The following is a 24039-nucleotide window of genomic DNA, read 5'->3' as shown; positions in this document are numbered from 1 at the left end:
GTATATTTTGCTTACATTTGTACATTATTTGAGTGACTTCTGGACATCCAGACTTCTGAGCAAGTTTTATCCGAATATGCTAAGTCAATGCTGGTAGAGAGAGTGCTAGCGGTAAGTGTGGTTATTTTGTGTTTGTCTGTGTCATAGACACACTTAGTAACGGGGTAGTTGTGGAATGGGGTTGAAATTGACGTTTGTTTAACTTTCGTTGAAGAAAAAAGACGTTCAGGCAGTAGATGTAAAAAAGGCCAGCAATGCTGGCCTTAGAAAAATAGCGGTTTTAGAAGCTAGCGTTACGTGGTGTACGTGGGAATGGAATCACGTCACGAACGTTCTGCACACCTGTTACATAGGCAATCAGGCGCTCAAAGCCAAGACCGAAACCGGAGTGTGGAACGGTGCCGTAACGACGCAGATCGCGATACCACCAGTAGTCTTCTTTATTCAGACCCATCTCAGCCATGCGCGCATCCAGTACATCCAGACGTTCTTCACGCTGAGAACCACCGATGATTTCACCAATACCTGGCGCTAACACGTCCATTGCGGCAACGGTTTTACCGTCTTCGTTAAGGCGCATATAGAAGGCCTTAATATCTTTTGGATAGTTTTTCACGACTACCGGCGCTTTGAAGTGTTGCTCAGCAAGATAACGCTCATGCTCGGAAGAAAGGTCTACACCCCAGTACACTGGATTCTCGAATTTCTGACCGCAATTTTCGAGAATTGTAACCGCATCGGTGTAATCAACCTGCGCAAAATCGGCATCGATGAAACGCTGTAAACGATCCACTGCATCTTTGTCAACGCGTTCAGCGAAGAACTCCATGTCATCCATACGCTCGTCAAGCACCGCTTTGAAGACATACTTCAGCATGGCTTCAGCCAGGCCCGCGACGTCGTCCAGATTGGCGAAAGCAACTTCTGGCTCCAGCATCCAGAATTCAGCCAGGTGACGGCTGGTGTTGGAGTTTTCTGCACGGAAGGTTGGGCCGAAGGTATAAACCTTTGATAACGCACACGCGTAGGTTTCGCCGTTCAGCTGACCGGATACGGTAAGGAACGCTTCTTTACCAAAGAAGTCTTTATCGAAATCAACTTTGCCCGCTTCGGTACGCGGCAGGTTTTCCATGTCCAGCGTAGATACACGGAACATTTCGCCAGCGCCTTCGGTATCAGATGCAGTAATCAGCGGTGTGGATACCCAGAAATAACCATTTTCATGGAAGAAACGGTGTAAGGCTTGAGCAAGGGTATGACGCACACGGGCAACGGCGCCAATCATGTTGGTGCGTGGGCGCAGGTGAGCTACTTCACGCAGATACTCAATGCTGTGACGTTTTGCCGCCATCGGATAAGTATCAGGATCATCAACCCAGCCAGTCACTTCAACTTCACTTGCCTGGATTTCAAAGCTCTGGCCCTGACCAAGAGACTCTACAACTTTACCAGTCACGACAACGGAGCAACCGGTTGTCAGGCGCAGTACGTCATCATTGTAATTAGGCAGAGAATTATTAATGACGGCCTGTACAGGAGAGAAGCAGGAACCGTCATAGACGGCGAGGAAGGAGATACCAGCTTTTGAATCTCTACGAGTACGCACCCATCCGCGCACGGTGACTTCTTGGTCAACGGCTACGCGGCCCTGGAGTACGTCGGCTACAGGCACAACGCTCATATTTTTCTCTCTATTAAATGGTCAGTGACAATAAAAAATAACCCACATTCGGGGGTTATCTATGTTACCTGTAGCCAGCTTTCAGACAAGCAGAAAAATCAAAGGAAACGAAGAAATACATAAAGAGGGGAGTCACAGATATAAAGAAAGAAACCTATGGGTGCGATGAATATCACCCACAGGTTTATTGGCTCAACTGGCTTTCTTGACTAGTGGTAAATCGAAAGCTTTACGCAGTGCGCGGACAAAAGCTTTATCGTGGCAAATCGTTTTGCCTGGGCTGTCGGACAGTTTAGCGACCGGCTTGCCGTTACACTCAACCAACTTGATGACAATATTAAGTGGCTTCACCTGCGGAATATCGCATGTCAGGCGCGTGCCAATACCGAAGCTGAGATTCACGCGAGTGCAGAAATGGCGATAAAGCTCGATGGCTTTTGGCAAATCGAGATTGTCCGAAAATACCAATACTTTGGTTTTTGGATCAATGCCGAGTTTTTCGTAATGCGCGATTGCTTTTTCGCCCCATTCAAACGGGTCACCTGAATCGTGGCGCAGCCCCTGATACCGGCTGGCGAATGAAAGATCAAAGTCGCGTAAGAAGGCATCCATTGTGATGCAGTCGGTCAGCGCGATGCCAAGTTTATCCGGGTACTCATCAAGCCAGGCCTGGAGCGCTGCGCGCTGGCTGTTTGCGAGAGTCGGGCTGATTTGCTGATGTGCCTGGAACCATTCGTGAGCCTGAGTGCCCATCGGGGTTAAATTCAGACGGCGCGCGAGGTCGTAATTGCTGGTGCCAACAAACCATGATTCTTGTTGCAGGCGGCTTACAATAGCTTCCTGAACTTCACGCGAGAAGCGGCGACGAGTGCCAAAATCCATCAGGCGGAAAGCAGAAAGATCGATATCTGCCGTCAATTCTTTGAACTGAACCAGTTTGCTTTCCAGACTCTCTAGCGCCATTTGCGTGGTCACGCCTGGCGAGCGGTGTTGATGCACCACTTCGCTGATCACCGCCAGCAATGGCACTTCCCACATAATCACTTCCAGCCACGAACCGGTTAGACGAATATCTAAATGGCCGTTGTTATTGCTGATGTGCACCTGAGTGGGGTCGTAGCGGAAAGTACGCAGCCAGCAGAGGTAATCGGCCTGGAAGAATGGCAGAGTTTCCAAAAACGCGAACTCCTCGTCACTTAACGCGAGGTGTTGCATTAAATCAACCTGCTCACGAATGGCGTCTGCGTAAATGCCCAGCAGATCATCACCGCGGCAACGGAACTCGGCCGCGACGTTCACGTCGTGATAACGGTGGAAAACGGCCTGCTGCATATGAAGCTTATAGGCGTCAGTATCCAGTAGCGTTTGCAAAATCGGGGAAGCGTGTCGTGTCATGGCGCGTTGCAGCATCCTCTCACAGGAGCGTTTCCATCAAGGGCTAAGCAGATAAAAGACGCAGGAGTATACCCTGATTATCTGTTTATTAAACCTGGATCACAACACACGGACATTTTCTGGTCGATAGCAATTTGTGCCGCTTGTTATATAAATGTAGCAATTCGCGTGAGAAGCCCAGAAAAGTTGAAGATTCTGCGTGGCAACATTCGGGCAACAGGAATAGACTGAACTCCGCAAACTTACGGATGATGTATAAGGTTTTTTATGACACAACAGCCACAAGCCAAATATCGCCACGACTACCGTGCGCCGGATTACACGATTACCGATATCGATTTGACCTTTGACCTTGATGCCGCAAAAACCCTGGTCACAGCTATTAGCCAGATCACCCGCCAGGGTGCAGCAGGCGCGCCTCTGCGTCTTGATGGCGAAGACCTGACGCTGGTGTCTGTTGCTGTAAACGGCACTACCTGGGAAGATTATCGCCAGGACGAGGGTGCATTGATCATCGAGTCACTGCCAGAAACCTTCACGCTGACTATCGTTAATGAAATTAGCCCTGCCACGAATACTGCGCTGGAAGGACTTTATCTTTCTGGCGATGCACTTTGCACTCAGTGTGAGGCTGAAGGTTTCCGCCACATTACCTGGTATCTCGACCGACCAGACGTTCTGGCGCGTTTCACCACCAAAATCATTGCGGATAAAAAGCAATATCCTTTCCTTTTATCTAATGGCAACCGCATCGCTGAAGGCGAACTGGAAAACGGCCGTCACTGGGTACAATGGCAAGATCCGTTCCCAAAACCGTGTTACCTGTTTGCGCTGGTGGCAGGTGATTTCGATGTATTACGCGATACCTTCAAAACGCGATCTGGCCGTGATGTAGCGCTGGAGCTGTTCGTTGACCGTGGCAATCTTGACCGTGCAAGCTGGGCGATGACTTCTTTGAAAGCATCCATGAAATGGGATGAAACCCGTTTCGGTCTCGAGTATGACCTCGACATCTATATGATTGTCGCCGTGGACTTCTTCAACATGGGTGCGATGGAGAATAAAGGACTGAACGTCTTTAACTCCAAATATGTGCTGGCCCGTGCTGAAACTGCGACAGATAAAGACTATCTCGACATCGAACGTGTTATCGGTCACGAATATTTCCATAACTGGACCGGCAACCGTGTGACTTGTCGCGACTGGTTCCAGTTAAGCCTGAAAGAAGGGCTGACCGTGTTCCGCGATCAGGAATTTAGCTCGGATCTCGGCTCACGTGCAGTAAACCGTATTCAGAACGTGCGCACCATGCGTGCCGCGCAGTTTGCTGAAGACGCAAGCCCGATGGCGCACCCGATTCGCCCGGACAAAGTTATCGAAATGAATAACTTCTACACCCTGACCGTGTACGAAAAGGGTTCTGAAGTCATCCGTATGCTGCACACCTTGCTGGGTGAAGAGAATTTCCAGAAAGGCATGCAACTATACTTTGAGCGCCATGACGGCAGTGCGGCGACCTGTGATGATTTCGTGCAGGCAATGGAAGATGCGTCAAACGTTGACCTGTCGCATTTCCGCCGCTGGTACAGCCAGGCGGGGACGCCAGTGGTCACCGTGCGTGATGACTACGACCCGGAAAATGAGCTGTACCGGCTTACCATCAGCCAAACCACGCCGCCAACCGCTGAACAGCAGGAAAAGCAGCCGTTGCATATTCCATTCGACATCGAACTGTATGATAACGAAGGCAAAGTTATTCCGTTACAGAAAAATGGCCACCCGATTCATCACGTGCTGAATGTGACTCAGGCAGAGCAGACGTTTGTCTTTGATAACGTTTATTTCCAGCCGGTTCCGTCATTGCTGCGTGAATTCTCAGCACCGGTGAAACTGGAATACAAATGGAGTGACCAGCAGCTGACGTTCCTGATGCGCCATGCACGCAACGATTTTTCCCGTTGGGATGCCGCGCAAAGTCTGCTGGCGACGTACATCAAGTTGAACGTCAACCGCAGCCAACAGGGCCAGCCATTGTCGCTGCCACTGCATGTTGCCGATGCTTTCCGCGCTATTTTGCTGGATGAGAAAATTGACCCGGCACTGGCGGCAGAAATTCTGACGCTGCCATCGCAAAACGAAATTGCCGAGCTGTTCCAGAAAATTGACCCGCAGGCGATTGCTGCCGTGCATGAAGCGTTAACGCGCACGCTGGCTAACGAACTGGCCGATGAATTCCTGGCAGTTTATAACGCCAACAAGCTCGATGCTTATCGCGTAGAACATGCGGATATCGGCAAACGTGCGCTGCGTAATACTTGCCTGCGTTATCTGGCGTTTGGCGATCAACAGCTTGCCGAGCAACTGGTGCGTAAGCAGTATGAAAGTGCAGACAACATGACGGACTCTATCGCCGCATTGTCTGCTTCTGTAGCTGCACAATTGCCGTGCCGCACAGAACTACTGGCTGCGTTTGATGAGAAATGGCATCAGGACGGTCTGGTGATGGACAAATGGTTTGTGTTGCAAGCCACTAGTCCGGCGGCAGACACATTGAGTAAAGTGCGTGAATTGCTGAACCACCGTTCGTTTAGCCTCGGTAACCCGAACCGTGTTCGCTCGCTGATTGGTGCATTCGCGGCGGCTAACCCGTCAGCGTTCCACGCACTCGACGGCAGCGGCTATCAGTTTATGGTGGAAATGCTCAGCGAGCTGAACCACCGTAACCCGCAGGTGGCGTCACGTCTGATTGAGCCGTTAATTCGACTGAAACGTTATGATGAAAAACGACAGGAGATGATGCGTGCAGCGCTGGAACAGCTGAAAGGGCTGGAAAACTTGTCGGGCGATTTGTTCGAGAAGATCAGCAAGGCGTTAGCTTAAAAACCACCCTCACCCTAACCCTCTCCCTGAGGGAGAGGGGATTACCCGGTGTTCTCCCTCTGAGGGCGAGGGGATCACCTGGAGTTCTCCCTCTCCTGGGGGAGAGGGCCGGGGTGAGGGCGAACAAACTTAACCGGTGCGCACCACGCGCTCCGGTTCCTCCACAACCTGCCGCTTCATTACACGTTCTAACACCTGCGCTTCCAGTTCAGCCAGCCGCACAGAGCCGAGCTTACGTGGGCGAGGCAAATCAACCGTGAGATCCAAACCGATCTTTCCTTCTTCAATCAATAACACGCGATCCGCCATCGCAACGGCTTCGCTGACATCGTGCGTCACCAGCAACACCGTAAAGCCATGTTCCTGCCACAAAGAGACAATTAACTCCTGCATTTCGATACGCGTCAGGGCATCCAGCGCGCCCAACGGTTCGTCCAGCAATAACAGCCGTGGGCGATGAATCAGCGCCCGAGCCAGCGCCACACGCTGCTTCTGGCCGCCGGACAGGGCGGCCGGCCACTCGGTAGCGCGATTGGCAAGCCCAACCGCTTCCAGCGCTTTCGTCGCCGCGTCTTTCCAGTTTCCTTTCAGCCCCAGACCGACATTATTTATCACTGATTTCCACGGCAACAAACGCGCATCCTGGAACATTAAACGTGTTTCATCCTGGCTTTCGCGCAGTGGGGCATTTCCGGCAATCAGTGACCCGCCGTTGGGATTTTCCAACCCTGCCAGTAGTCGTAACAATGTACTTTTACCGCCGCCACTGCGCCCGACCACCGCAACAAATTGCCCGGCAGGAATATGTAATTCCAGCTCATCAAGAATTGTTTTATTGCCGTAGCGTTTGGTCACGCCGTTAAGGAGTAGGGGAGTCCCCTGGTTTAAACGTGCGGTATTCATGCGTTCTCCTCCTGTAACTGGTAAGCAGGGTGCCAGCGCAGCCAGACTCGTTCGAGTAATTGCGCGCTGATGTCAGCGAGTTTGCCGAGCAGGGCATACAAAATAATGGCGACGACAACCACATCGGTTTGCAGGAATTCACGGGCGTTCATTGCCAGATAGCCAATTCCGGAGTTTGCCGAAATCGTCTCGGCAACGATTAACGTTAGCCACATCAGGCCAAGTGCGAAACGAATGCCGACCATAATCGAAGGCAAAGCCCCTGGCAGAATCACCTGGGCAAACAGGCTAAAGCCTGACAACCCATAACTGCGGGCCATCTCCAGCAAGCCCTGGTCAATATTACGGATGCCGTGCCAGGTGTTGATGTAAATCGGGAACAGCGTGCCGAGAGCCACGAGGAAAATCTTCGCTGATTCATCAATGCCGAACCACAAAATGACCAGCGGGATTAGCGCCAGGTGCGGAACGTTACGCAGCATCTGAATCGAGCTGTCCAGCAAACGCTCCCCCCAACGCGAAAGCCCGCTAATCAGGCCGAGAACCAGGCCTAATGAGCCACCAATACTGAAACCAATCACCGCACGCCATGAACTGATCGCCAGGTGTTGCCACAATTCACCGCTGGCTGAGAGGTTCCAGAATGCAACCACCACCCCTTCCGGAGAGGGGAGGATGCGCGACGAGAGCCAGCCTGCGCTTGAGGATAGTTGCCAGATGGCGATAACCGCCACCGGCAAGACCCATGGTGCCACTCTCAGCAAAAGTTTGTGCGTTGAAGGGGTCATTGGCGGCTCCTTAGCTTTGCGCGACTTTGCGCGGGATAAAGTCATTCGCCACGACTTCGCCTTTTTCATGAATCTGGCGCGGTTGTGGGATTTGTGGAATCGTGACGTCAAGGTGCGGGAACAGCAGTTCGCCGACGCGATAAGCTTCTTCGAGGTGCGGGTAACCGGAGAAAATAAAGCTGTCGATACCCAGTGCGGCGTATTCATTAATCCGCGCCGCCACGGTTGGGCCATCTCCTACCAGCGCAGTGCCTGCGCCGCCACGCACCAGGCCGACGCCTGCCCACAAGTTTGGGCTGATCTCCAGCTTGTCGCGCTTGCCGCCGTGCAACGCCGCCATGCGGTGCTGGCCGACAGAATCAGTGCGGGCAAAAGCGGCCTGTGCTTTGGCGATGGTTTCATCATCCAATTGCGAAATCAGGCGATTGGCGGCATCCCACGCTTCTTCATTGGTTTCACGCACAATCACATGTAAGCGAATACCGAAACGTACCGTGCGGCCATGAGCCGCGGCTTTCGCACGGACTTGCTCAATTTTTTCTTTCACTAAATGTGGCGGTTCGCCCCAGGTCAGGTAGAGATCCACCTGTTCAGCAGCCAAATCCTGTGCCACATCCGAAGAACCACCAAAGTAGAGCGGTGGGCGAGGCTGCTGCACAGGCGGGAATAACAGTTTTGCCCCTTTGACCTGAATATGTTTGCCTTCGTGATCAACGGTTTCACCTTCCAGCAGGCGACGCCAGATGTGGGTAAATTCAGCTGAAGCTTCGTAACGTTCCTGATGATTGAGGAACACGCCGTCTGCGGCTAACTCTTCCGGGTCGCTACCGGTCACCAGGTTAAATAAAGCACGCCCGTTGGAAAGCCTGTCCAGCGTCGCGGCCTGGCGTGCAGCCACGGTTGGCGACGTCACGCTTGGGCGCAGTGCGACCAGAAATTTCAAACGCTGCGTTACCGGAATCATCGATGCCGCAACCAGCCAGGCGTCTTCGCAAGAACGGCCTGTCGGGATCAGTACACCAGTAAAACCGATTCTGTCTGCCGCCTGAGCAATTTGTTGCAAGTAGGCATGGTCAACCGGACGTGCTGCATCGTTACTGCCTAAGTAGTGGCCGTCACCGTGAGTCGGCAGGAACCAGAATAAGTTTAAGCTCATGATTTATCTCCTTTAGCGGGTTGCCAGATGCGGGTGCGAATATCGACTTTCTTAGGCACTAAGTGGTTGTCATAAAACAGATCTGCGGTTTGCTGTTGTTTGGCGGCAGTCTCGGCGCTGACCGGGGTAATCACCGTTGGTGGGCGATGGTCGAAATAGGTAGCAATCACGTTTTCCGGCAACCCCATGGTTTTTGCCAGTAGCGCAACGCTTGCGTCACGCTGGGTGCGAGTTAACGCGTCGGCATCACTAAAGGTTTTCAGAACGTGTTGCAGGAACGGACCGTTTTGTTCGGCATAAGGGCGTGAAGCGAGGTAGAACGAACCGGTTTGATTTAGCTCGCTGCCGTCGGTTAAGACGCGCACGCCGCCATTCAACAGTGCAGCTGAATAGTACGGGTCCCAAATTGCCCAGGCATCAACGTTGCCCTGCTGGAATGCGGCGCGCACATCAGCTGGCGTTAAATAAGCAGGCTGGACATCAGTAAATTTCAGCCCGGCTTTTTGCAGCGCTCGTAACACCAGGTTGTGGGAGCTGGAACCTTTCTGGAAAGCGATTTTATGCCCTTTAAGATCCGCCACGGTTTTCAGTGGGCTATTCTCCGGCACCAGAATCACTTCGGCTTTTGGTTTTGCCGGTTCAGAACCGACGTACATCAGGTCCGCGCCCGCAGCCTGCGCGAAGATTGGCGGAATATCTCCCGTGCTACCGAGATCGATACTACCGATGTTCAGGGCTTCGAGCATTTGTGGGCCAGCCGGAAATTCAATCCACTGGAACTTAGTATTTGGATACTCTTTTTCCAGAAGCTGGTGGCTTTTCGCCAGTACCATGCTGACCGAGCCTTTTTGATAACCAATGCGCAACTGCTCTGGCCCCGTATCTGCCGCGTGAAGCGTGGCGCTCAGGCTTAACGTTCCTGCGAGTGCAAGCCACGGCGCGGTTCGTTTCAGAAAATTAAACATGGGCAACTCCTTGCGTCTTAAAAGGGGAGGAGACAATAAAATCCCGGCGGTGCAGAGCCTGCCAGAAGGTTTCCAGCGCGTTATCGAGACGTTGTTGTAAGTTGTTGCTGAATACCGGTTTGTGCTGGTAATCCGCTATCTGGCTGTCATCAGCAAACACGCCATGTAGAATTTCCTGCGCTTTCAGCGCATTAAGGACGGGTTTCAGCGCGTAATCGACCGCCAGCATATGTGCCACTGTTCCGCCGGTAGCTAATGGCAGCACGACCTTTTTATCCAGCGCACGTTCAGGCAGCAGGTCGAGCAGGGTTTTCAGCGCGCCAGAAAAGGAAGCCTTATAAACAGGAGTCGCGATGATCACGCCATCGGCCTGCTGTAATTGTTCATTTAAAGCGAGCAGCGCAGGGCTATCAAAACGGGCGTACAGCAAATCTTCTGGCGCGAAATTCTGTAGATGCCAGTGACACACCTCGATATCCAGAGCGCTTAATTTTTCGCGGGCATATTCCAGTAGAGCACTTGAACGAGAAGGGAAGCGCGGGCTTCCGGCAAGGGTGATCACACGCATATTGTTTCCTTATAACTAATTGTTTGCTTTTAGGTAACATTGATAACAATTGAGTGTGATAGTCGCGCAGAAGTGGTAATCCACTAAATGATTTATCCGGGAATCATTTGCCAAAAACTGAATAACAAAATGGAGGGAAGAAAACGTTTGCGCTGATTCGGTCTTTTTTGTTGCAGGTCAATTCCATTCACGTCCGTTATCGTTAATAATACTGCCCCAGTTTGCATACTGGGAATTCTGGAGTGTTCATGTACTACCCCTTCGTTCGTAAAGCCCTTTTCAAGCTCGATCCCGAGCGCGCTCATGAAGTGACATTTCAGCAATTGCGTCGTGTAACAGGTACACCTCTCGAATGGCTGGTGCGGCAAAATGTGCCCTCTAAACCGGTGACCTGTATGGGTCTGACCTTTAAGAACCCACTGGGTCTTGCTGCCGGTTTAGATAAAAACGGTGAGTGTATTGATGCACTGGGTGCCATGGGCTTTGGCTCCATCGAAATTGGTACCGTCACGCCTCGCCCACAACCAGGAAATGACAAGCCGCGTATCTTCCGTCTGGTAGAAGCAGAAGGCTTGATCAACCGCATGGGTTTCAATAACCACGGCGTAGATAACCTGGTTGAGAACGTTAAAAAATCCCATTTTGATGGGGTATTGGGTATCAATATTGGCAAGAATAAAGACACGCCAGTAGAGCAGGGCAAAGATGATTATTTGATCTGTATGGATAAAATTTATCCGTATGCGGGTTATATCGCGATCAATATTTCCTCGCCAAATACCCCTGGATTACGCACGCTGCAATATGGTGAAGCGTTAGATGATCTGTTAGTGGCGATTAAAAATAAGCAACAAGCGCTTCAGGAATTGCATCATAAATATGTGCCAGTTGCCGTGAAGATCGCGCCGGATCTTTCTGAGGAAGAATTGATCCAGGTGGCTGATAGTTTAGTTCGCCATAATATTGATGGGGTCATTGCGACCAATACCACATTGGATCGTAGCCTGGTTCAGGGTATGAAATATTGTGACGAAATGGGTGGATTAAGTGGCCGTCCGGTTCAACTTAAAAGCACAGAAATTATTCGCCGCTTGTCGCAAGAATTAAATGGTCGCTTACCTATTATTGGTGTTGGCGGTATTGATTCGCTGATTGCTGCTCGCGAGAAGATGGCGGCGGGTGCCTCACTGGTGCAAATATATTCTGGATTCATATTTAAAGGCCCACCGCTGATTAAAGAAATCATCACTGGGCTGTAAACATTTTTCCTTTCAGACAACCGGGGCTTTATTTTCAGCCCTGGTTGTTTTATATTCCACCACTGTTGCTAAATTATACATATTGGTCTTTTATTAAATGTGTTCATTAACGAAGCGGCGATAAGGATGTTTTAAATCGTGGGAATAAACGAAAGGGCAAATAGTTATGCGGATAAAACCGGACGATAATTGGCGTTGGTATTTTGATGAAGAGCATGATCGTATGATGCTCGATTTAGCCAATGGTATGCTATTCCGTTCACGGTTCCCTCGTAAAATGCTCACACCAGATGCCTTTGAAAACACAGGCTTTTGTGTAGATGATGCCGCTCTTTTCTTCACCTTCGAAGAAAAATGTCGCGACCTTATTTTAAGTAAAGATCAGCGTGCTGAACTGGTATTAAATGCGCTGGTAGCGATTCGTTATTTGAAACCACAAATGCCAAAAAGCTGGCACTTTATCTCTCATGGCGAATGTTGGCAGCCGGTCCCTGGCGACGCGGCTTGTGTCTGTTTGAGTGATGATATGCAGCAAGTGAATCTGCTGGTGGTCGAAACGGGCAACAATGCCGCACTCTGTTTACTCGCCCAACCGGGTTTACAACTGGCAGGCCGCACTATGCAACTTGGCGATGCGATTAAAGTGATGAATGACAGATTAAGGCCGCAACCTTTGGGCAACGACCTCAGTCTCGATCAAGCTGTTTAATTTCCCGCTAATTCCACATCGCCCGCAGGAATACAACTACAACACAGGATTGTGCCATCGTCATTGATTGCGCTTTTCTTCAACGCCTTGACTTCCCCGCTGACTAATTTAATTCGGCAACTGCCGCAAATTCCGGCCCGGCAAGAATAGGGCACACGGATACCTTGTTGTTCTAGCTGCTCAAGTAACACTTGCTGATTGTTGCCGCGGAATTGTTGGCCCTGCCAGTCAATTGCCACATTGCTTTCTTGCTGCTCAAAAGGTTCTGGCTCTTCTTCGGTGGCCCCTGCGCCATAAGCTTTTGCTGGTTTGGTCGCCAGCACTTCCAGCTCATCGCCCACTCGAATAATGCCGCTATTGCGGGCAATTAAATTCTGGCCGAAATCGACGTCGCCATTATCTTGAGCGGTGCGGAATTGTTGCAGCGTTACCAGGGGTTCGCCGCCAGGATGTTTACGGCCACGCTCTGGACTGACGGTGGTGAAAATACAACGGCTACAAGGTTTCGCGACATCAAACGTCACACCACCAATACGCACCACTTTCCAGCTATCTTCAGCCCAGGCTTGTGCGCCAGTGACCACGATATTTGGGCGGAATTGCGCCATTTTGACGCTTGCCCGGCAGCGGTTTTGTAAATCACGTAACGAAGCTTCGTTAACCAGCAGGAATGGATAACCGTCGGCAAATGACAGTGGTACCTCTTGATGACGTTTCACGCGACGGGTCAACGTTTCGCCCAGCCAGCGCAACTGCACCGGGCGCGAAAAGAATCCGCTCAACCACTGGTTAATTTCATCCGGCGCTATCCGTGCTGTGAAATGATTACCCCACACTTCGGTCGGTTCGGCCTGAGGTTGAAAATCAGCAAAACGCACGCTGGCAGAACTGCCGTCGGGTGCGCTCAGAAATAAGCCATCGTGGGTAATGGCCGGGGTGAAAAGCACCATTTGCGGGAACTGACGCGCGGTAATAAAAGTGCCGTCAGATTCGGTGACCATAAAAATGCGGTCAAAGGCTAAACCGCTGCTGCTTGCCTGAGCATGCGAGAGGGCAAGACCGCGCATCGATTTCACCGGGTGAATATAGAGTTGGGATAGGGTGATCATTGCGCTCCCTCGGCATAAACGAATAAATAAACAATATAAGAGGCCAACTTTATGACATGCGTGGCAGATTGGCTATAATGCGCCACAATTTTCTTTTTATACCTGATTAAGTGACGATATGAATTCTCTGTTTGCCAGTACGGCGCGTGGGCTTGAAGAGCTATTAAAAACTGAACTGGAGGGCCTTGGTGCGCAAGCATGCCAGGTGGTTCAGGGCGGCGTACATTACCAGGGGGACTCACGTCTGCTCTATCAAAGCTTGATGTGGAGCCGCCTTGCGTCCCGCATTTTGCTGCCTTTAAACGAATGCAGTGTTTACAGCGATCTCGATTTGTATCTTGGCGTACAGACCATCGACTGGCCTGCGCTGTTTGGCCCGGATGCGACCTTCGCGGTGCATTTCAGCGGCCTGAACGAGGTTATCCGTAATAGCCAGTACGGCGCGTTAAAAGTGAAGGATGCCATCGTCGACTCCTTTACCCGCAAAAACTTGCCGCGTCCGAATGTCGAACGCGAGCAACCTGACTTGCGCATTAACGTCTGGCTGAATAAAGACACCGCCAGCATCGCGCTGGATTTGAGCGGTGAAGGCCTACATCAGCGCGGTTACCGCGACAGCACCGGTGCTGCTCCTATTAAAGAAACGTTGGCATCCGCCATTGTGATGCGCTCAGGTTGGCAGCCGGGTACGCCGCTGCTCGATCCAATGTGTGGTTCCGGTACGTTGCTGATTGAAGCGGCAATGATCGCCACCGATCGTGCACCTGGTTTGCATCGCAAACATTGGGGCTTCCTCGGCTGGGCAAATCACGATGTGGAGCTGTGGAAAGAAATTACCACCGAAGCACAGGTTCGTGCGCGTAAAGGCCTTGGCGAATACACATCACGTTTCTTCGGTTCAGATAACGACTCAAGGGTGATTGAACGCGCTCGCGCTAACTCCCGTCGTGCAGGTCTGGCCGATATCATCAGCTACGAAGTGAAAGACGTCGCTAAACTGACTAACCCGCTGCCGGAAGGGCCTGTGGGGACGGTGATCAGCAACCCGCCTTACGGCGAACGTCTGGATAGCGAGCCTGCGCTGATTGCCTTGCACAGCCTGCTGGGCCGTAACATGAAGAACCATTTCGGTGGCTGGAATTTATCACTGTTCAGTGCTTCCCCAGATTTGCTCAGCTGCCTGCAATTGCGTGCTGAACGCCAGTTTAAAGCGAAGAATGGCCCGCTGGACTGTGTGCAGAAAAATTACCAGTTATCGGAAAACAGCACAGGTGCGGCATCAGGCCAGATTGCTGATGATTACGCGAACCGTCTGCGCAAAAACGTCAAAAAACTTGATAAATGGGCGCGTCAGGAAGGCATTGAATGCTACCGAATTTACGATGCTGACCTGCCGGAATATAATGTCGCCGTTGACCGTTATGGCGAGTGGGTGGTGGTGCAGGAATATGCGCCACCGAAAACCGTTGATGCGAATAAAGCGCGCCAGCGTCTGTTTGACGTCATTGCAGCAACGCTCGCGGTGCTGGAATTACCATCTAATCGTCTGATTCTGAAAACCCGTGAACGTCAGAAAGGGAAAAGCCAATATCAGAAAATGGATGAGAAGGGTGACTTCATGGAAGTGAGTGAATATAACGCTCGCCTGTGGGTTAACCTGACTGACTATCTCGATACTGGTTTATTCCTCGACCACCGTATTGCACGCCATATGTTGGGTAAAATGAGCAAAGGGAAAGACTTCCTTAACCTCTTTGCTTATACCGGCAGTGCAACGGTTCACGCAGGCTTAGGCGGCGCTAAAACCACGACTACCGTAGATATGTCGCGTACTTATCTGGAGTGGGCTGAGCGTAACTTACGTCTCAATGGTTTGAGCGGTCGCGCTCACCGCCTGATTCAGGCTGATTGCCTGGGCTGGTTGCGTGAAACCGATGAACAGTTTGATCTGATTTTTATCGATCCACCAACGTTCTCAAACTCAAAACGTATGGAAGAATCTTTTGATGTCCAGCGTGATCATCTGGTGCTGATGAAAGACCTTAAGCGCCTGTTGCGCCAGGGCGGCACCATTATGTTCTCCAACAATAAACGTGGCTTCAAAATGGACTTTGATGGGCTAGCGAACCTGGGTCTGAACGCTCAGGAAATCACGCAGAAAACCCAGTCGCAAGACTTTGCCCGTAATCGCCAAATTCATAACTGCTGGCTCGTGACTCACGTAGCCAAGGATTAATTGTCATGTCATTAATTAGTATGCACGGTGCCTGGTTGTCGTTTAGCGACGCACCGTTATTAGATAACACCGAACTCCATATTGAAGAAAACGAACGCGTCTGTCTGGTTGGCCGTAACGGCGCAGGCAAATCCACGCTGATGAAGATCCTGAATCGTGAAGTTCCGTTGGATGACGGGCGCATGATTTACGAACAAGATCTGATCGTGGCGCGTTTGCAGCAAGATCCGCCGCGTAATGTCGCGGGAACGGTTTACGATTTCGTTGCTGAAGGCGTCGAAGAGCAGGCCGTGCATCTTAAGGCTTATCACGATATTTCTCATAAAGTGATGACCGATCCAAGCGACAAAAATCTCAATGAGATGGCGCGCATTCAGGAAATCCTCGATAACCAGAATCTCTGGCAGCTTGAAAGCCGTATCAATGAAGTGCTGCTGCAATTAGGCCTGGATGCCGATACCGAACTGTCTGCGTTGTCTGGCGGCTGGTTGCGTAAAGCCGCATTGGGCCGCGCGTTGGTGAGTTCTCCGCGCGTGCTGTTGCTTGATGAACCGACTAACCACCTGGATATTGAAGCGATTGACTGGCTGGAAGGCTTCCTGAAAGAGTTCCAGGGCAGCATCGTGTTTATCTCCCACGACCGTTCATTCATCCGCAATATGGCTACCCGTATTGTCGATCTTGATCGTGGCAAACTGGTTTCCTATCCTGGCGATTACGATCAGTATTTGCTGGCAAAAGAAGAAGCGTTGCGCGTTGAAGATCTGCAAAACGCTGAATTCGATCGCAAACTGGCGCAGGAAGAGGTCTGGATTCGTCAGGGCATTAAAGCGCGCCGTACCCGTAACGAAGGCCGTGTTCGTGCCTTGAAAGCGATGCGTAACGAACGCAGCGCACGCCGTGAAGTGCTGGGTAGCGCCAAAATGCAGGTCGAAGAAGCCGCTCGCTCCGGCAAAATCGTCTTTGAGATGGAAGATGTTTGCTACGCGATTGCTGAACGTGCTCTGGTTAAAGACTTCTCTGCTCAGGTTCAACGTAGCGATAAAATCGCGCTGGTGGGGCCAAACGGCTGCGGTAAAACCACACTGCTGAAACTGATGTTAGATCAGTTGCAAGCGGATAGCGGTCGCGTACATTGCGGTACCAAGCTGGAAGTGGCCTACTTCGACCAGCACCGTGCTGAGCTTGATCCGGACCGCACCGTGATGGATAACCTCGCGGAAGGTAAGCAAGAAGTGATGGTGAACGGTAAACCGCGCCATGTGCTGGGTTATTTGCAGGACTTCTTGTTCCATCCAAAACGTGCAATGACGCCAGTGCGTGCGTTATCTGGCGGTGAGCGTAACCGCTTATTGCTGGCTCGTTTATTCCTGAAACCAAGTAACTTATTGATTCTCGATGAACCGACCAACGATCTGGATGTCGAAACGCTCGAATTGCTCGAAGAGTTGATTGACGGCTATCAAGGCACCGTGATGTTGGTCAGCCACGATCGTCAATTCGTCGACAACACCGTGACCGAATGCTGGATTTTCGAAGGCGAAGGAAAAATTGGTCGCTATGTTGGGGGCTACCATGATGCGAAGGGCCAACAGGCTTCTGCTCATTCTTTGCGCCAGTCTGTGGCAGATAAAGCGCAAAACACCGTAGCTGCGAAAGTGGAAGTTGTTAAACGCGCAAGTAGCAAGCTAAGCTATAACCTGCAGCGTGAACTAGAGCAATTACCACAACGTCTTGAACAACTTGAGGCCGAACTGGAAGCGATTCAAGCGAAGGTCGGAGACCCTGAGTTTTTTAATCAGCCGCATGACGTCACGCAAAAAACCTTGAGCGACCTTTCTACAGCAGAAAAAGCACTGGAAGAGGCTTTTGAACGCTGGGAATATCTTGAAGCTCTGAAAAACGGCGCGTAACTCAAGGAGACACGATATGTGTGCCACGCATCACCATCGTTCACACATATTGTGTTCGCAATGCGACTTACTGGTCGCTCTGCCTGAATTAGACGACGGCCATAAGGCCGTCTGTCCTCGTTGTGGAACCACGTTGCAGACTCAGTGGTCCTCAGCGCGACAACGCCCTACAGCTTATTCGCTGGCAGCTCTGTTTATGTTGCTACTGGCGAATCTATTTCCTTTTATTAGCATGAAAGTTGCCGGTATCAGCAGCGAAGTGTCGCTGCTTGAAATTCCTGGCGTGTTATTTAATGAAGATTACGCAAGCCTTGGCATGTTCTTCATGGCTTTTGTGCAAGCGGTGCCCGTGCTCTGTCTGATCACCATTTTGTTACTGGTTAACCAGGTGGCGATGCCCCTTGCGCTTAAAAAGTGGCTGGCTCGATTCTTCTTTCATTTAAAATCCTGGGGAATGGCGGAAATCTTTCTTGCTGGCATCCTGGTGAGTTTCGTCAAACTGATGGCTTATGGTGACATTGGCGTAGGAAGCAGCTTTATTCCCTGGTGTTTGTTTTGTGTGTTGCAGTTACGCGCTTTCCAGTGCGTGGACCGGCGCTGGCTATGGGATGATATTGCCCCTGAACCGGTCATTGCGGCACCGCTGAAAGTCGGTGTATCAGGCATTCGCCAGGGGCTGCGCTCATGCCCGTGCTGTACCGCAATCGTCCCTGAAGATCAGGAAATTTGCCCGCGTTGTGAAACCAAGGGTTATGTGCGTCGTCGCCATAGTTTGCAATGGACAGTCGCTCTGTTGCTGACTTCAATTATGCTTTATCTACCTGCGAACATATTACCCATCATGATTACCGAAGTACTGGGCAGCAAAATTCCCTCAACGATTATTGCCGGGGTAATTTTGTTGTGGAGTGAAGGTTCTTATCCGGTGGCCGCGGTGATTTTCATCGCCAGTATTTTGGTTCCAACACTCAAAATGTTAGCCATTGCATGGCTATGTTGGGATGCAAAAGGTCACGGGCAGCGTGACAGTGAAAGAATGCACTTGATCTACGAAGTGGTCGAGTTTGTTGGACGCTGGTCAATGATAGACGTATTCGTCATTGCAGTTTTATCGGCGCTGGTGCGCATGGGAGGATTGATGAGTATCTACCCGGCAATTGGTGCCGTTATGTTTGCATTAGTAGTTATTTTGACAATGTTTGCAGCGATGACCTTTGACCCTCGCTTGTCCTGGGATCGCGCACCGGATTCAACTTACGAGGAGTCTTCTGAGCATGGAAAATAAAAGCGGGGAAGCAAAAGTTACCAAGGTCAAAAACTGGTCCCCAGTGTGGATTTTCCCTATCGTCACCGTACTTATTGGCGCATGGATCTTGTTCTATCACTATAGCCATCAGGGACCGGTCGTTACGCTAATTACCACCAATGCCGAGGGTATTGAAGGCGGGAAAACTACCATCAAAAGCCGAAGCGTGAATGTTGGCGTGGTGGAAAGTGCGGTGTTGTCAGATGACTTACTGCACGTCGAAATCACTGCACGTCTGAATTCCGGGATGGAAAAACTGCTGCATAAAGATTCGGCGTTTTGGGTGGTGAAACCGCAGGTCGGGCGTGAAGGTATTTCAGGGCTTGGAACTTTGCTTTCCGGCGCTTATATCGAGCTGCAACCGGGTACTAAAGGGGGAAAAAGCAGTAAGTATGACTTGCTGGATGCACCGCCTCTGGCCCCACCTGATGCGAAGGGTATCCGCATTACGCTTGAGAGTAATAAGGCAGGGCAGCTTGCACCGGGCGATCCGGTACTGTTCCGCGGTTATCGCGTTGGGTCAGTGGAAACCAGTACTTTTGATGCGGCAAAACGTAGCATCAAATATCAACTCTTTATTAGTGCGCCTAACGATCGCCTGGTCACCACCAATGTACGTTTCTGGAAAGACAGCGGTATTGCCGTTGATATGTCTTCCCAGGGGATGCGTGTGGAAATGGGCTCGCTTACCACGCTGTTTAGCGGCGGTGTGAGTTTTGATGTGCCAGAAGGTTGGGAGCTTGGCAAGGCCGCCGCACCTGGTAGCGAATACAAGCTATTTGACGACCAGAAAAGCACCCAGGATTCCTTGTATACCGATCACATTGATTACCTGATGTTCTTCAAAGATTCCGTCCGTGGCTTACAGCCAGGTGCACCTGTTGAGTTCCGTGGCATTCGTCTGGGAACCGTGGCGAAGGTGCCATTCTTTACCGCAGGTATGCGTCAGAAAATTAATGATGACTTCCGTATTCCGGTATTAATCCGCCTTGAGCCTGAACGTTTACAAAATCTCGTCGGTGATGATGTCCGAATTGAGGACAATATGGCATCGCTGATTAAACGCGGTTTGCGGGCCACGATGAAAACCGGCAGCCTGGTGACTGGCGCTCTGTTTATCGATCTTGATTTCAACCCTAAAGCTCCGCCGGTGACCGATTTGCCGACCTTTGATGGGTATCCAATCATTCCAACGATGAGCGGTGGTTTGGCGCAAATTCAACAACGTTTGCTGGAGACACTGGATAAGATTAATAACTTGCCATTGAATCCAATGATTGAAGAGACAACCAACTCGCTTGCTGAAAGCCAACGAACCATGAAGCGCTTGCAGCAGACGCTGGATAATCTGAATAAGATTACGTCGAATAAATCAATGCAATCGTTGCCTGAAGATATGCAGACAACGCTACGTGAGCTCAATCGCAGCATGCAGGGCTTCCAGCCAGGTTCTGCGGCTTACAACAAGATGGTGGCCGATATGCAGCGTCTTGATCAGGTGCTGCGCGAACTGCAACCTGTGTTGCGCACGTTGAACGATAAGAGCAATTCGCTGATCTTTGAAGCGAAGGATAAAAAAGATCCCCAGCCGAAGAGGGCACAATAATGAAAAAATGGCTTCCGATAGTTGCAGCTCTTGTTTTGACGGCCTGTAGCAGCGATCCGGGAAAGACGTATTATCAGCTACCTCAAAGCTCAACGCCTGCTATGCAGGCTGTGAGCCAGTCTGGCAGCCGTTTATTATGGGTGGAGCAAGTTGCGGTTCCTGACTACCTCGCCGGTAACGGCGTGGTTTATCAGACCAGCGATGTGCAATATGTGATTGCGACCAACAATTTGTGGGCAAGCCCGTTAGACCAGCAACTACGTAATACTCTGGTCAGTAATCTGAGCAGCGCATTGCCAGGTTGGGTGGTGGCTTCACAACCGCTCGGTAGCGTTCAGGATACGTTGAGTGTCAACGTGACGGGTTTCCACGGCCGTTATGATGGCAAGGTCATTGTGAGCGGTGAATGGTTGCTTAACCACGAAGGGCAGTTGACTAAACGGCCATTTCATCTTGAGTTAAAACAGCAAGCTGATGGTTATGATGCGATGGTGAAAACTTTAGCTCAGGCCTGGCAACAAGAAGCGCAAAGTATTGCCGGTCAGTTAACACGCATTAATTAATCACTTCAGTAGCACAAAAAAGCTGCGCCATTCGCTATCAACGCGGGCGCAGCTTTTCTTTTGGCATGAGCTCGTTACCAGTCATTGTTCACACTTTTTTCTCAAATCGCATCACATGTAGCTCACAAATATGACATTGGCGTGAATTTTGCGCATTGACGGTGGCGTGTTTTGGAGGTATTCGTTATATGTGGTTGCACGTTTTGTGGCCACTGTTTTCTTTCCACCAGATTAAAGAAATGAGGGAAACGAGGCATGAAGAGACAAAAACGAGATCGCCTGGAACGGGCTCATCAGCGTGGTTATCAAGCAGGTATCGTCGGACGCTCCAAAGAGATGTGTCCTTATCAGACACTGAATCAGAGGTCGTACTGGATGGGAGGCTGGCGAGAAGCCATGGAAGACAGGGCGGTTACCGCGTAATCACTGTCTCTTTAGAAAAAGAAACCTCCGCACAGCGGAGGTTTCGCGTTTATACCCGTCATCTTTCAAGCCGCAGGGGTGTTGGCTGCAACTTGAATGCTAACGGGTATAGAGGGCTAGAAAGCAGTGGTATCTTTGAACAGACCCACTTTCAGATCGGTAGCGGTGTAAATGACACGGCCATCAACCAGTACTTCACCATCTGCCAGGCCCATGATCAGGCGGCGATTGATGACGCGTTTGAAATGAATACGATAGGTAACTTTCTTCGCAGTTGGCAGAATCTGACCCGCGAGTTTAACTTCACCCACACCCAGAGCACGACCTTTACCTTCACCACCGAGCCAGCCCAGGTAGAAACCGACCAGCTGCCACATCGCATCAAGGCCCAGACAACCAGGCATTACCGGATCGCCGATAAAGTGGCAGCCAAAGAACCACAGATCAGGATTAATATCTAATTCTGCTTCAACGTAACCTTTATCGAAGTTACCACCGTCTTCGGTCATCTTGACCACGCGGTCCATCATCAGCATGGATGGCGCAGGTAACCGTGGGCCTTCAGCGCCAAACAGTTCTCCACGACCAGAGGCAAGAAGATCTTCTTTTGTATAGGATTCGCGTTTATCTACCATGTTTACAGTAAGCCTTTTTATAATGAAGCACGCATGTTAGCTAACACGTGTACGCTCAACAAGTCCGATCAGTTTGGTGTGAACCAGTTGAGCCAACGCAGTGGCCATGGATAACGGTGCCGAATATCTTGCGCCGATGCCTGAGCTATCCGCTCTTGTACCGCACGCATGAGCGTATTTTGCCCCTCACCATCCCAGGGCAGATTTGTTAATAATGGTAGCGCATCAGTGACATCGTCGATGGCCCAAATCGTGAATTGTCCTTGCTCCACAGCATCCAGAACATCCTGGTGCATGCACAGGTGACGAATGTTGGACAGTGGGATTATCACGCCTTGCTTGCCGGTGAACTCACGTTCCTGGCAGATGCGGAAGAAACCTTCAATCTTCTCATTTAGGCCTCCAACCGGTTGTACGCGCCCGAACTGGTCGACTGAACCGGTTACTGCGATGTGCTGATAAATTGGCACATTCGCCAGCGCACTGATTAATGCGCACAGTTCCGCCATTGAGGCGCTGTCACCATCAACTTCACTATATGACTGTTCAAAAGTCAGAGATGCAGAGAAGGGGATTTGCTGATCGAGCTGCAATTCAGACATCAAAAATGCCTGCATGATCATCATGCCTTTCGCATGAATATTGCCACCCAATTCCGCTTTGCGCTCAACGTCAGTGAATTCACCATCACCCACATGAACGACGCAACTAATTCGAGAAGGCTCACCGAATGCGCGTGGATGACCCGGGAATTCTATCACTGACAATGCGTTAATTTGGCCAACCATCTCACCTTCGGTTTCAATCAGGATTTGCTCAAGCAGAATTTCATCCTGCATGCGCTCAGCCAGATAACCTTCACGCCATTCACGCTGCGCCAGCATTTGTGTCAGTTCAGCTGCGCTGAAGGTTTCGTCTTCCGTAAATGAGGCGACTTCGCGCAGTTGGCGGCCTATCCACGATGGACATAGCGGCAGTGTTTCCTGGTCACCCGTGTAGCGTACAGCTTCACGGATAAATGTAGTCCAGGCATCCGTTGCAGGTGCGGGTAGCGATTTAGATTTCGCAACGGCGTAAATCCACTGACACCACAATGCCATATCATCGGCGGAAGTAATTTGCAGGTTTTCTTCAAATTCGCTGTAGATTGCGCAGGTCGCCAGCTCTGGTTCCATATCCTGGAAGTCAGCCAGAGATTCACGTTCACCCACCAGGACCAATTTCAGGCTCAAGGGTAACGACGGGATGCTAACAGGCAACGGCCGTGTTTCGTCAGGTGAAATCCAGTCAAAACGGCCCTGAATGACCATCTGCTTCAGACGTAGCCATAGCAACGGTTGTGCTAACACACTACGCAACGACAGCACCAGAATGCCACCGTTTGCCTGGTGAACTAAACCCGGAGTCAGTGTGATTTCCCCGGCAAACTGGCGAACACAGCCAAATAATTGCTCAGCTTCAATCCAGTCAGCTACGACGACCTCGGATTGACCAGCAAAATTGTCTTCAGCAGATTCAGCCGGGCGTAACGTGATACGCGAGCCTTCGATCAGATAATGTCCGCCGGTCAGTGTGATATCCGGAGACCAGCATTCGCGCGCTGCGTTAGCAATAAGATTAAGGTATTCGGCTTCTTCAGCGGCTTTTACCAGCATCAGATCGGCCGAGGCTACCGGTTGGCTGAGCTGCATCAGTCCATAAGTCAGACGAGGTTGCACAGCGGAGAAAGGGGCAGTTTCGGAATCATAAGGCTGTGCGAAAATTTCCTGATAACTTTCGGTATCAGGTACAAGAGCACGCCATTCAAGTCGATTAGTCGTCAAAGTCGCTATTTATTAATTAGATGTCAAAGGCGCGATTATACAAGAATAGGCGAAGCAGCACACGGTTTATGCGGAGCGGCAAGTTTACTTAGCTCACAGCTTTCATTTTTCAGGTAAGCGA

General features: G+C 50.8%; 19 protein-coding genes. 9 read left to right on the top strand and 10 right to left on the bottom strand.

Annotated elements, in window-relative coordinates; all coding sequences use genetic code 11:
• Positions 1-280 precede the first annotated feature (280 nt).
• The gene (gene asnS, locus MES37_RS08135) at positions 281-1681 is read right to left on the bottom strand and encodes an asparagine--tRNA ligase (protein WP_064548192.1); all 1401 of its coding nucleotides are present in this window, start codon (positions 1679-1681) and stop codon (positions 281-283) included.
• A gap of 192 nt (positions 1682-1873) precedes the next feature.
• Positions 1874-3076, bottom strand: a complete 1203-nt coding sequence (gene pncB, locus MES37_RS08130) for a nicotinate phosphoribosyltransferase (protein ID WP_064548314.1) — start codon at positions 3074-3076, stop codon at positions 1874-1876.
• 267 nt (positions 3077-3343) lie between these two features.
• Between pncB and pepN the strand changes: the two genes are divergently transcribed.
• Positions 3344-5956 (top strand): aminopeptidase N, encoded by a 2613-nt coding sequence (gene pepN / locus MES37_RS08125; protein ID WP_064548189.1) that lies wholly within the window; start codon positions 3344-3346, stop codon positions 5954-5956.
• A 129-nt stretch (positions 5957-6085) separates the two neighbouring features.
• On the opposite strand, the gene ssuB is transcribed toward pepN, so the two are convergent.
• From ssuB to ssuE, 5 genes are read right to left on the bottom strand one after another with little or no spacing between them, the layout of a single operon-like run.
• Positions 6086-6859 (bottom strand): aliphatic sulfonates ABC transporter ATP-binding protein, encoded by a 774-nt coding sequence (gene ssuB / locus MES37_RS08120; protein ID WP_121813944.1) that lies wholly within the window; start codon positions 6857-6859, stop codon positions 6086-6088.
• Positions 6856-7647 carry an aliphatic sulfonate ABC transporter permease SsuC gene (gene ssuC / locus MES37_RS08115; protein WP_121813943.1) on the bottom strand — a complete coding sequence of 264 codons (792 nt, stop codon included), beginning with the start codon at positions 7645-7647 and terminating at the stop codon, positions 6856-6858. The genes ssuB and ssuC overlap by 4 nt, the downstream gene beginning before the upstream one ends.
• A 10-nt stretch (positions 7648-7657) precedes the next feature.
• Entirely contained in the window at positions 7658-8803 is a 1146-nt protein-coding gene (gene ssuD / locus MES37_RS08110; protein ID WP_237930940.1) for an FMNH2-dependent alkanesulfonate monooxygenase, read from the bottom strand.
• Positions 8800-9768, bottom strand: a complete 969-nt coding sequence (locus MES37_RS08105) for a sulfonate ABC transporter substrate-binding protein (RefSeq protein ID WP_237930937.1) — start codon at positions 9766-9768, stop codon at positions 8800-8802. Before MES37_RS08105 ends, ssuD begins: the two co-directional genes overlap by 4 nt.
• Positions 9761-10336 (bottom strand): NADPH-dependent FMN reductase, encoded by a 576-nt coding sequence (gene ssuE / locus MES37_RS08100; protein ID WP_064548180.1) that lies wholly within the window; start codon positions 10334-10336, stop codon positions 9761-9763. The genes MES37_RS08105 and ssuE overlap by 8 nt, the downstream gene beginning before the upstream one ends.
• Before the next feature lie 248 nt (positions 10337-10584).
• On the opposite strand from ssuE, the gene pyrD reads away from it, so the two are divergent.
• Together pyrD and zapC are read left to right on the top strand one after the other, a co-directional pair.
• Positions 10585-11595: a quinone-dependent dihydroorotate dehydrogenase gene (gene pyrD / locus MES37_RS08095; protein ID WP_064548178.1), complete on the top strand. Its 1011-nt coding sequence runs from the start codon at positions 10585-10587 to the stop codon at positions 11593-11595.
• Between the two features lie 166 nt (positions 11596-11761).
• Positions 11762-12304 carry a cell division protein ZapC gene (gene zapC, locus MES37_RS08090; RefSeq protein ID WP_121813941.1) on the top strand — a complete coding sequence of 181 codons (543 nt, stop codon included), beginning with the start codon at positions 11762-11764 and terminating at the stop codon, positions 12302-12304.
• Here zapC and MES37_RS08085 read toward each other — a convergent pair.
• Positions 12301-13413 (bottom strand): YcbX family protein, encoded by a 1113-nt coding sequence (locus tag MES37_RS08085; RefSeq protein WP_121813940.1) that lies wholly within the window; start codon positions 13411-13413, stop codon positions 12301-12303. The two genes, zapC and MES37_RS08085, sit on opposite strands and share 4 nt — an antisense overlap.
• Positions 13414-13531: 118 nt before the next feature.
• Between MES37_RS08085 and rlmKL the strand changes: the two genes are divergently transcribed.
• From rlmKL to rmf, 6 genes are all read left to right on the top strand, one after another.
• Complete coding sequence (gene rlmKL / locus MES37_RS08080) at positions 13532-15649, top strand: bifunctional 23S rRNA (guanine(2069)-N(7))-methyltransferase RlmK/23S rRNA (guanine(2445)-N(2))-methyltransferase RlmL (RefSeq protein ID WP_064548171.1); 2118 nt, start codon at positions 13532-13534, stop codon at positions 15647-15649.
• 5 nt (positions 15650-15654) lie between these two features.
• Positions 15655-17562, top strand: a complete 1908-nt coding sequence (locus MES37_RS08075; protein ID WP_064548170.1) for an ABC transporter ATP-binding protein — start codon at positions 15655-15657, stop codon at positions 17560-17562.
• A gap of 16 nt (positions 17563-17578) precedes the next feature.
• Positions 17579-18847 carry a membrane integrity-associated transporter subunit PqiA gene (gene pqiA / locus MES37_RS08070; protein ID WP_064548167.1) on the top strand — a complete coding sequence of 423 codons (1269 nt, stop codon included), beginning with the start codon at positions 17579-17581 and terminating at the stop codon, positions 18845-18847.
• Positions 18837-20474 carry an intermembrane transport protein PqiB gene (pqiB, locus tag MES37_RS08065; protein WP_121813939.1) on the top strand — a complete coding sequence of 546 codons (1638 nt, stop codon included), beginning with the start codon at positions 18837-18839 and terminating at the stop codon, positions 20472-20474. Before pqiA ends, pqiB begins: the two co-directional genes overlap by 11 nt.
• A complete protein-coding gene (pqiC, locus tag MES37_RS08060; RefSeq protein ID WP_133522509.1) occupies positions 20474-21037 on the top strand; it encodes a membrane integrity-associated transporter subunit PqiC in 564 nt (187 codons plus the stop codon). The genes pqiB and pqiC overlap by 1 nt, the downstream gene beginning before the upstream one ends.
• Positions 21038-21292: 255 nt before the next feature.
• Entirely contained in the window at positions 21293-21460 is a 168-nt protein-coding gene (rmf, locus tag MES37_RS08055; RefSeq protein WP_034456319.1) for a ribosome modulation factor, read from the top strand.
• Positions 21461-21576: 116 nt separating this feature from the next.
• Here the strand turns inward: rmf and fabA are convergent, their stop codons facing one another.
• A complete protein-coding gene (fabA, locus tag MES37_RS08050; RefSeq protein ID WP_034456318.1) occupies positions 21577-22095 on the bottom strand; it encodes a bifunctional 3-hydroxydecanoyl-ACP dehydratase/trans-2-decenoyl-ACP isomerase in 519 nt (172 codons plus the stop codon).
• A 68-nt stretch (positions 22096-22163) separates the two neighbouring features.
• On the bottom strand, positions 22164-23918 hold the full coding sequence (locus MES37_RS08045; RefSeq protein ID WP_237930934.1) for an AAA family ATPase: 1755 nt from the start codon (positions 23916-23918) through the stop codon (positions 22164-22166).
• Positions 23919-24039: the final 121 nt, after the last annotated feature.

This window comes from Buttiauxella sp. S19-1 (assembly GCF_022134725.1).
Taxonomy (GTDB): Bacteria; Pseudomonadota; Gammaproteobacteria; order Enterobacterales; family Enterobacteriaceae; genus Buttiauxella; species Buttiauxella ferragutiae.
This window is presented reverse-complemented; position numbering and strand designations above follow the sequence as displayed.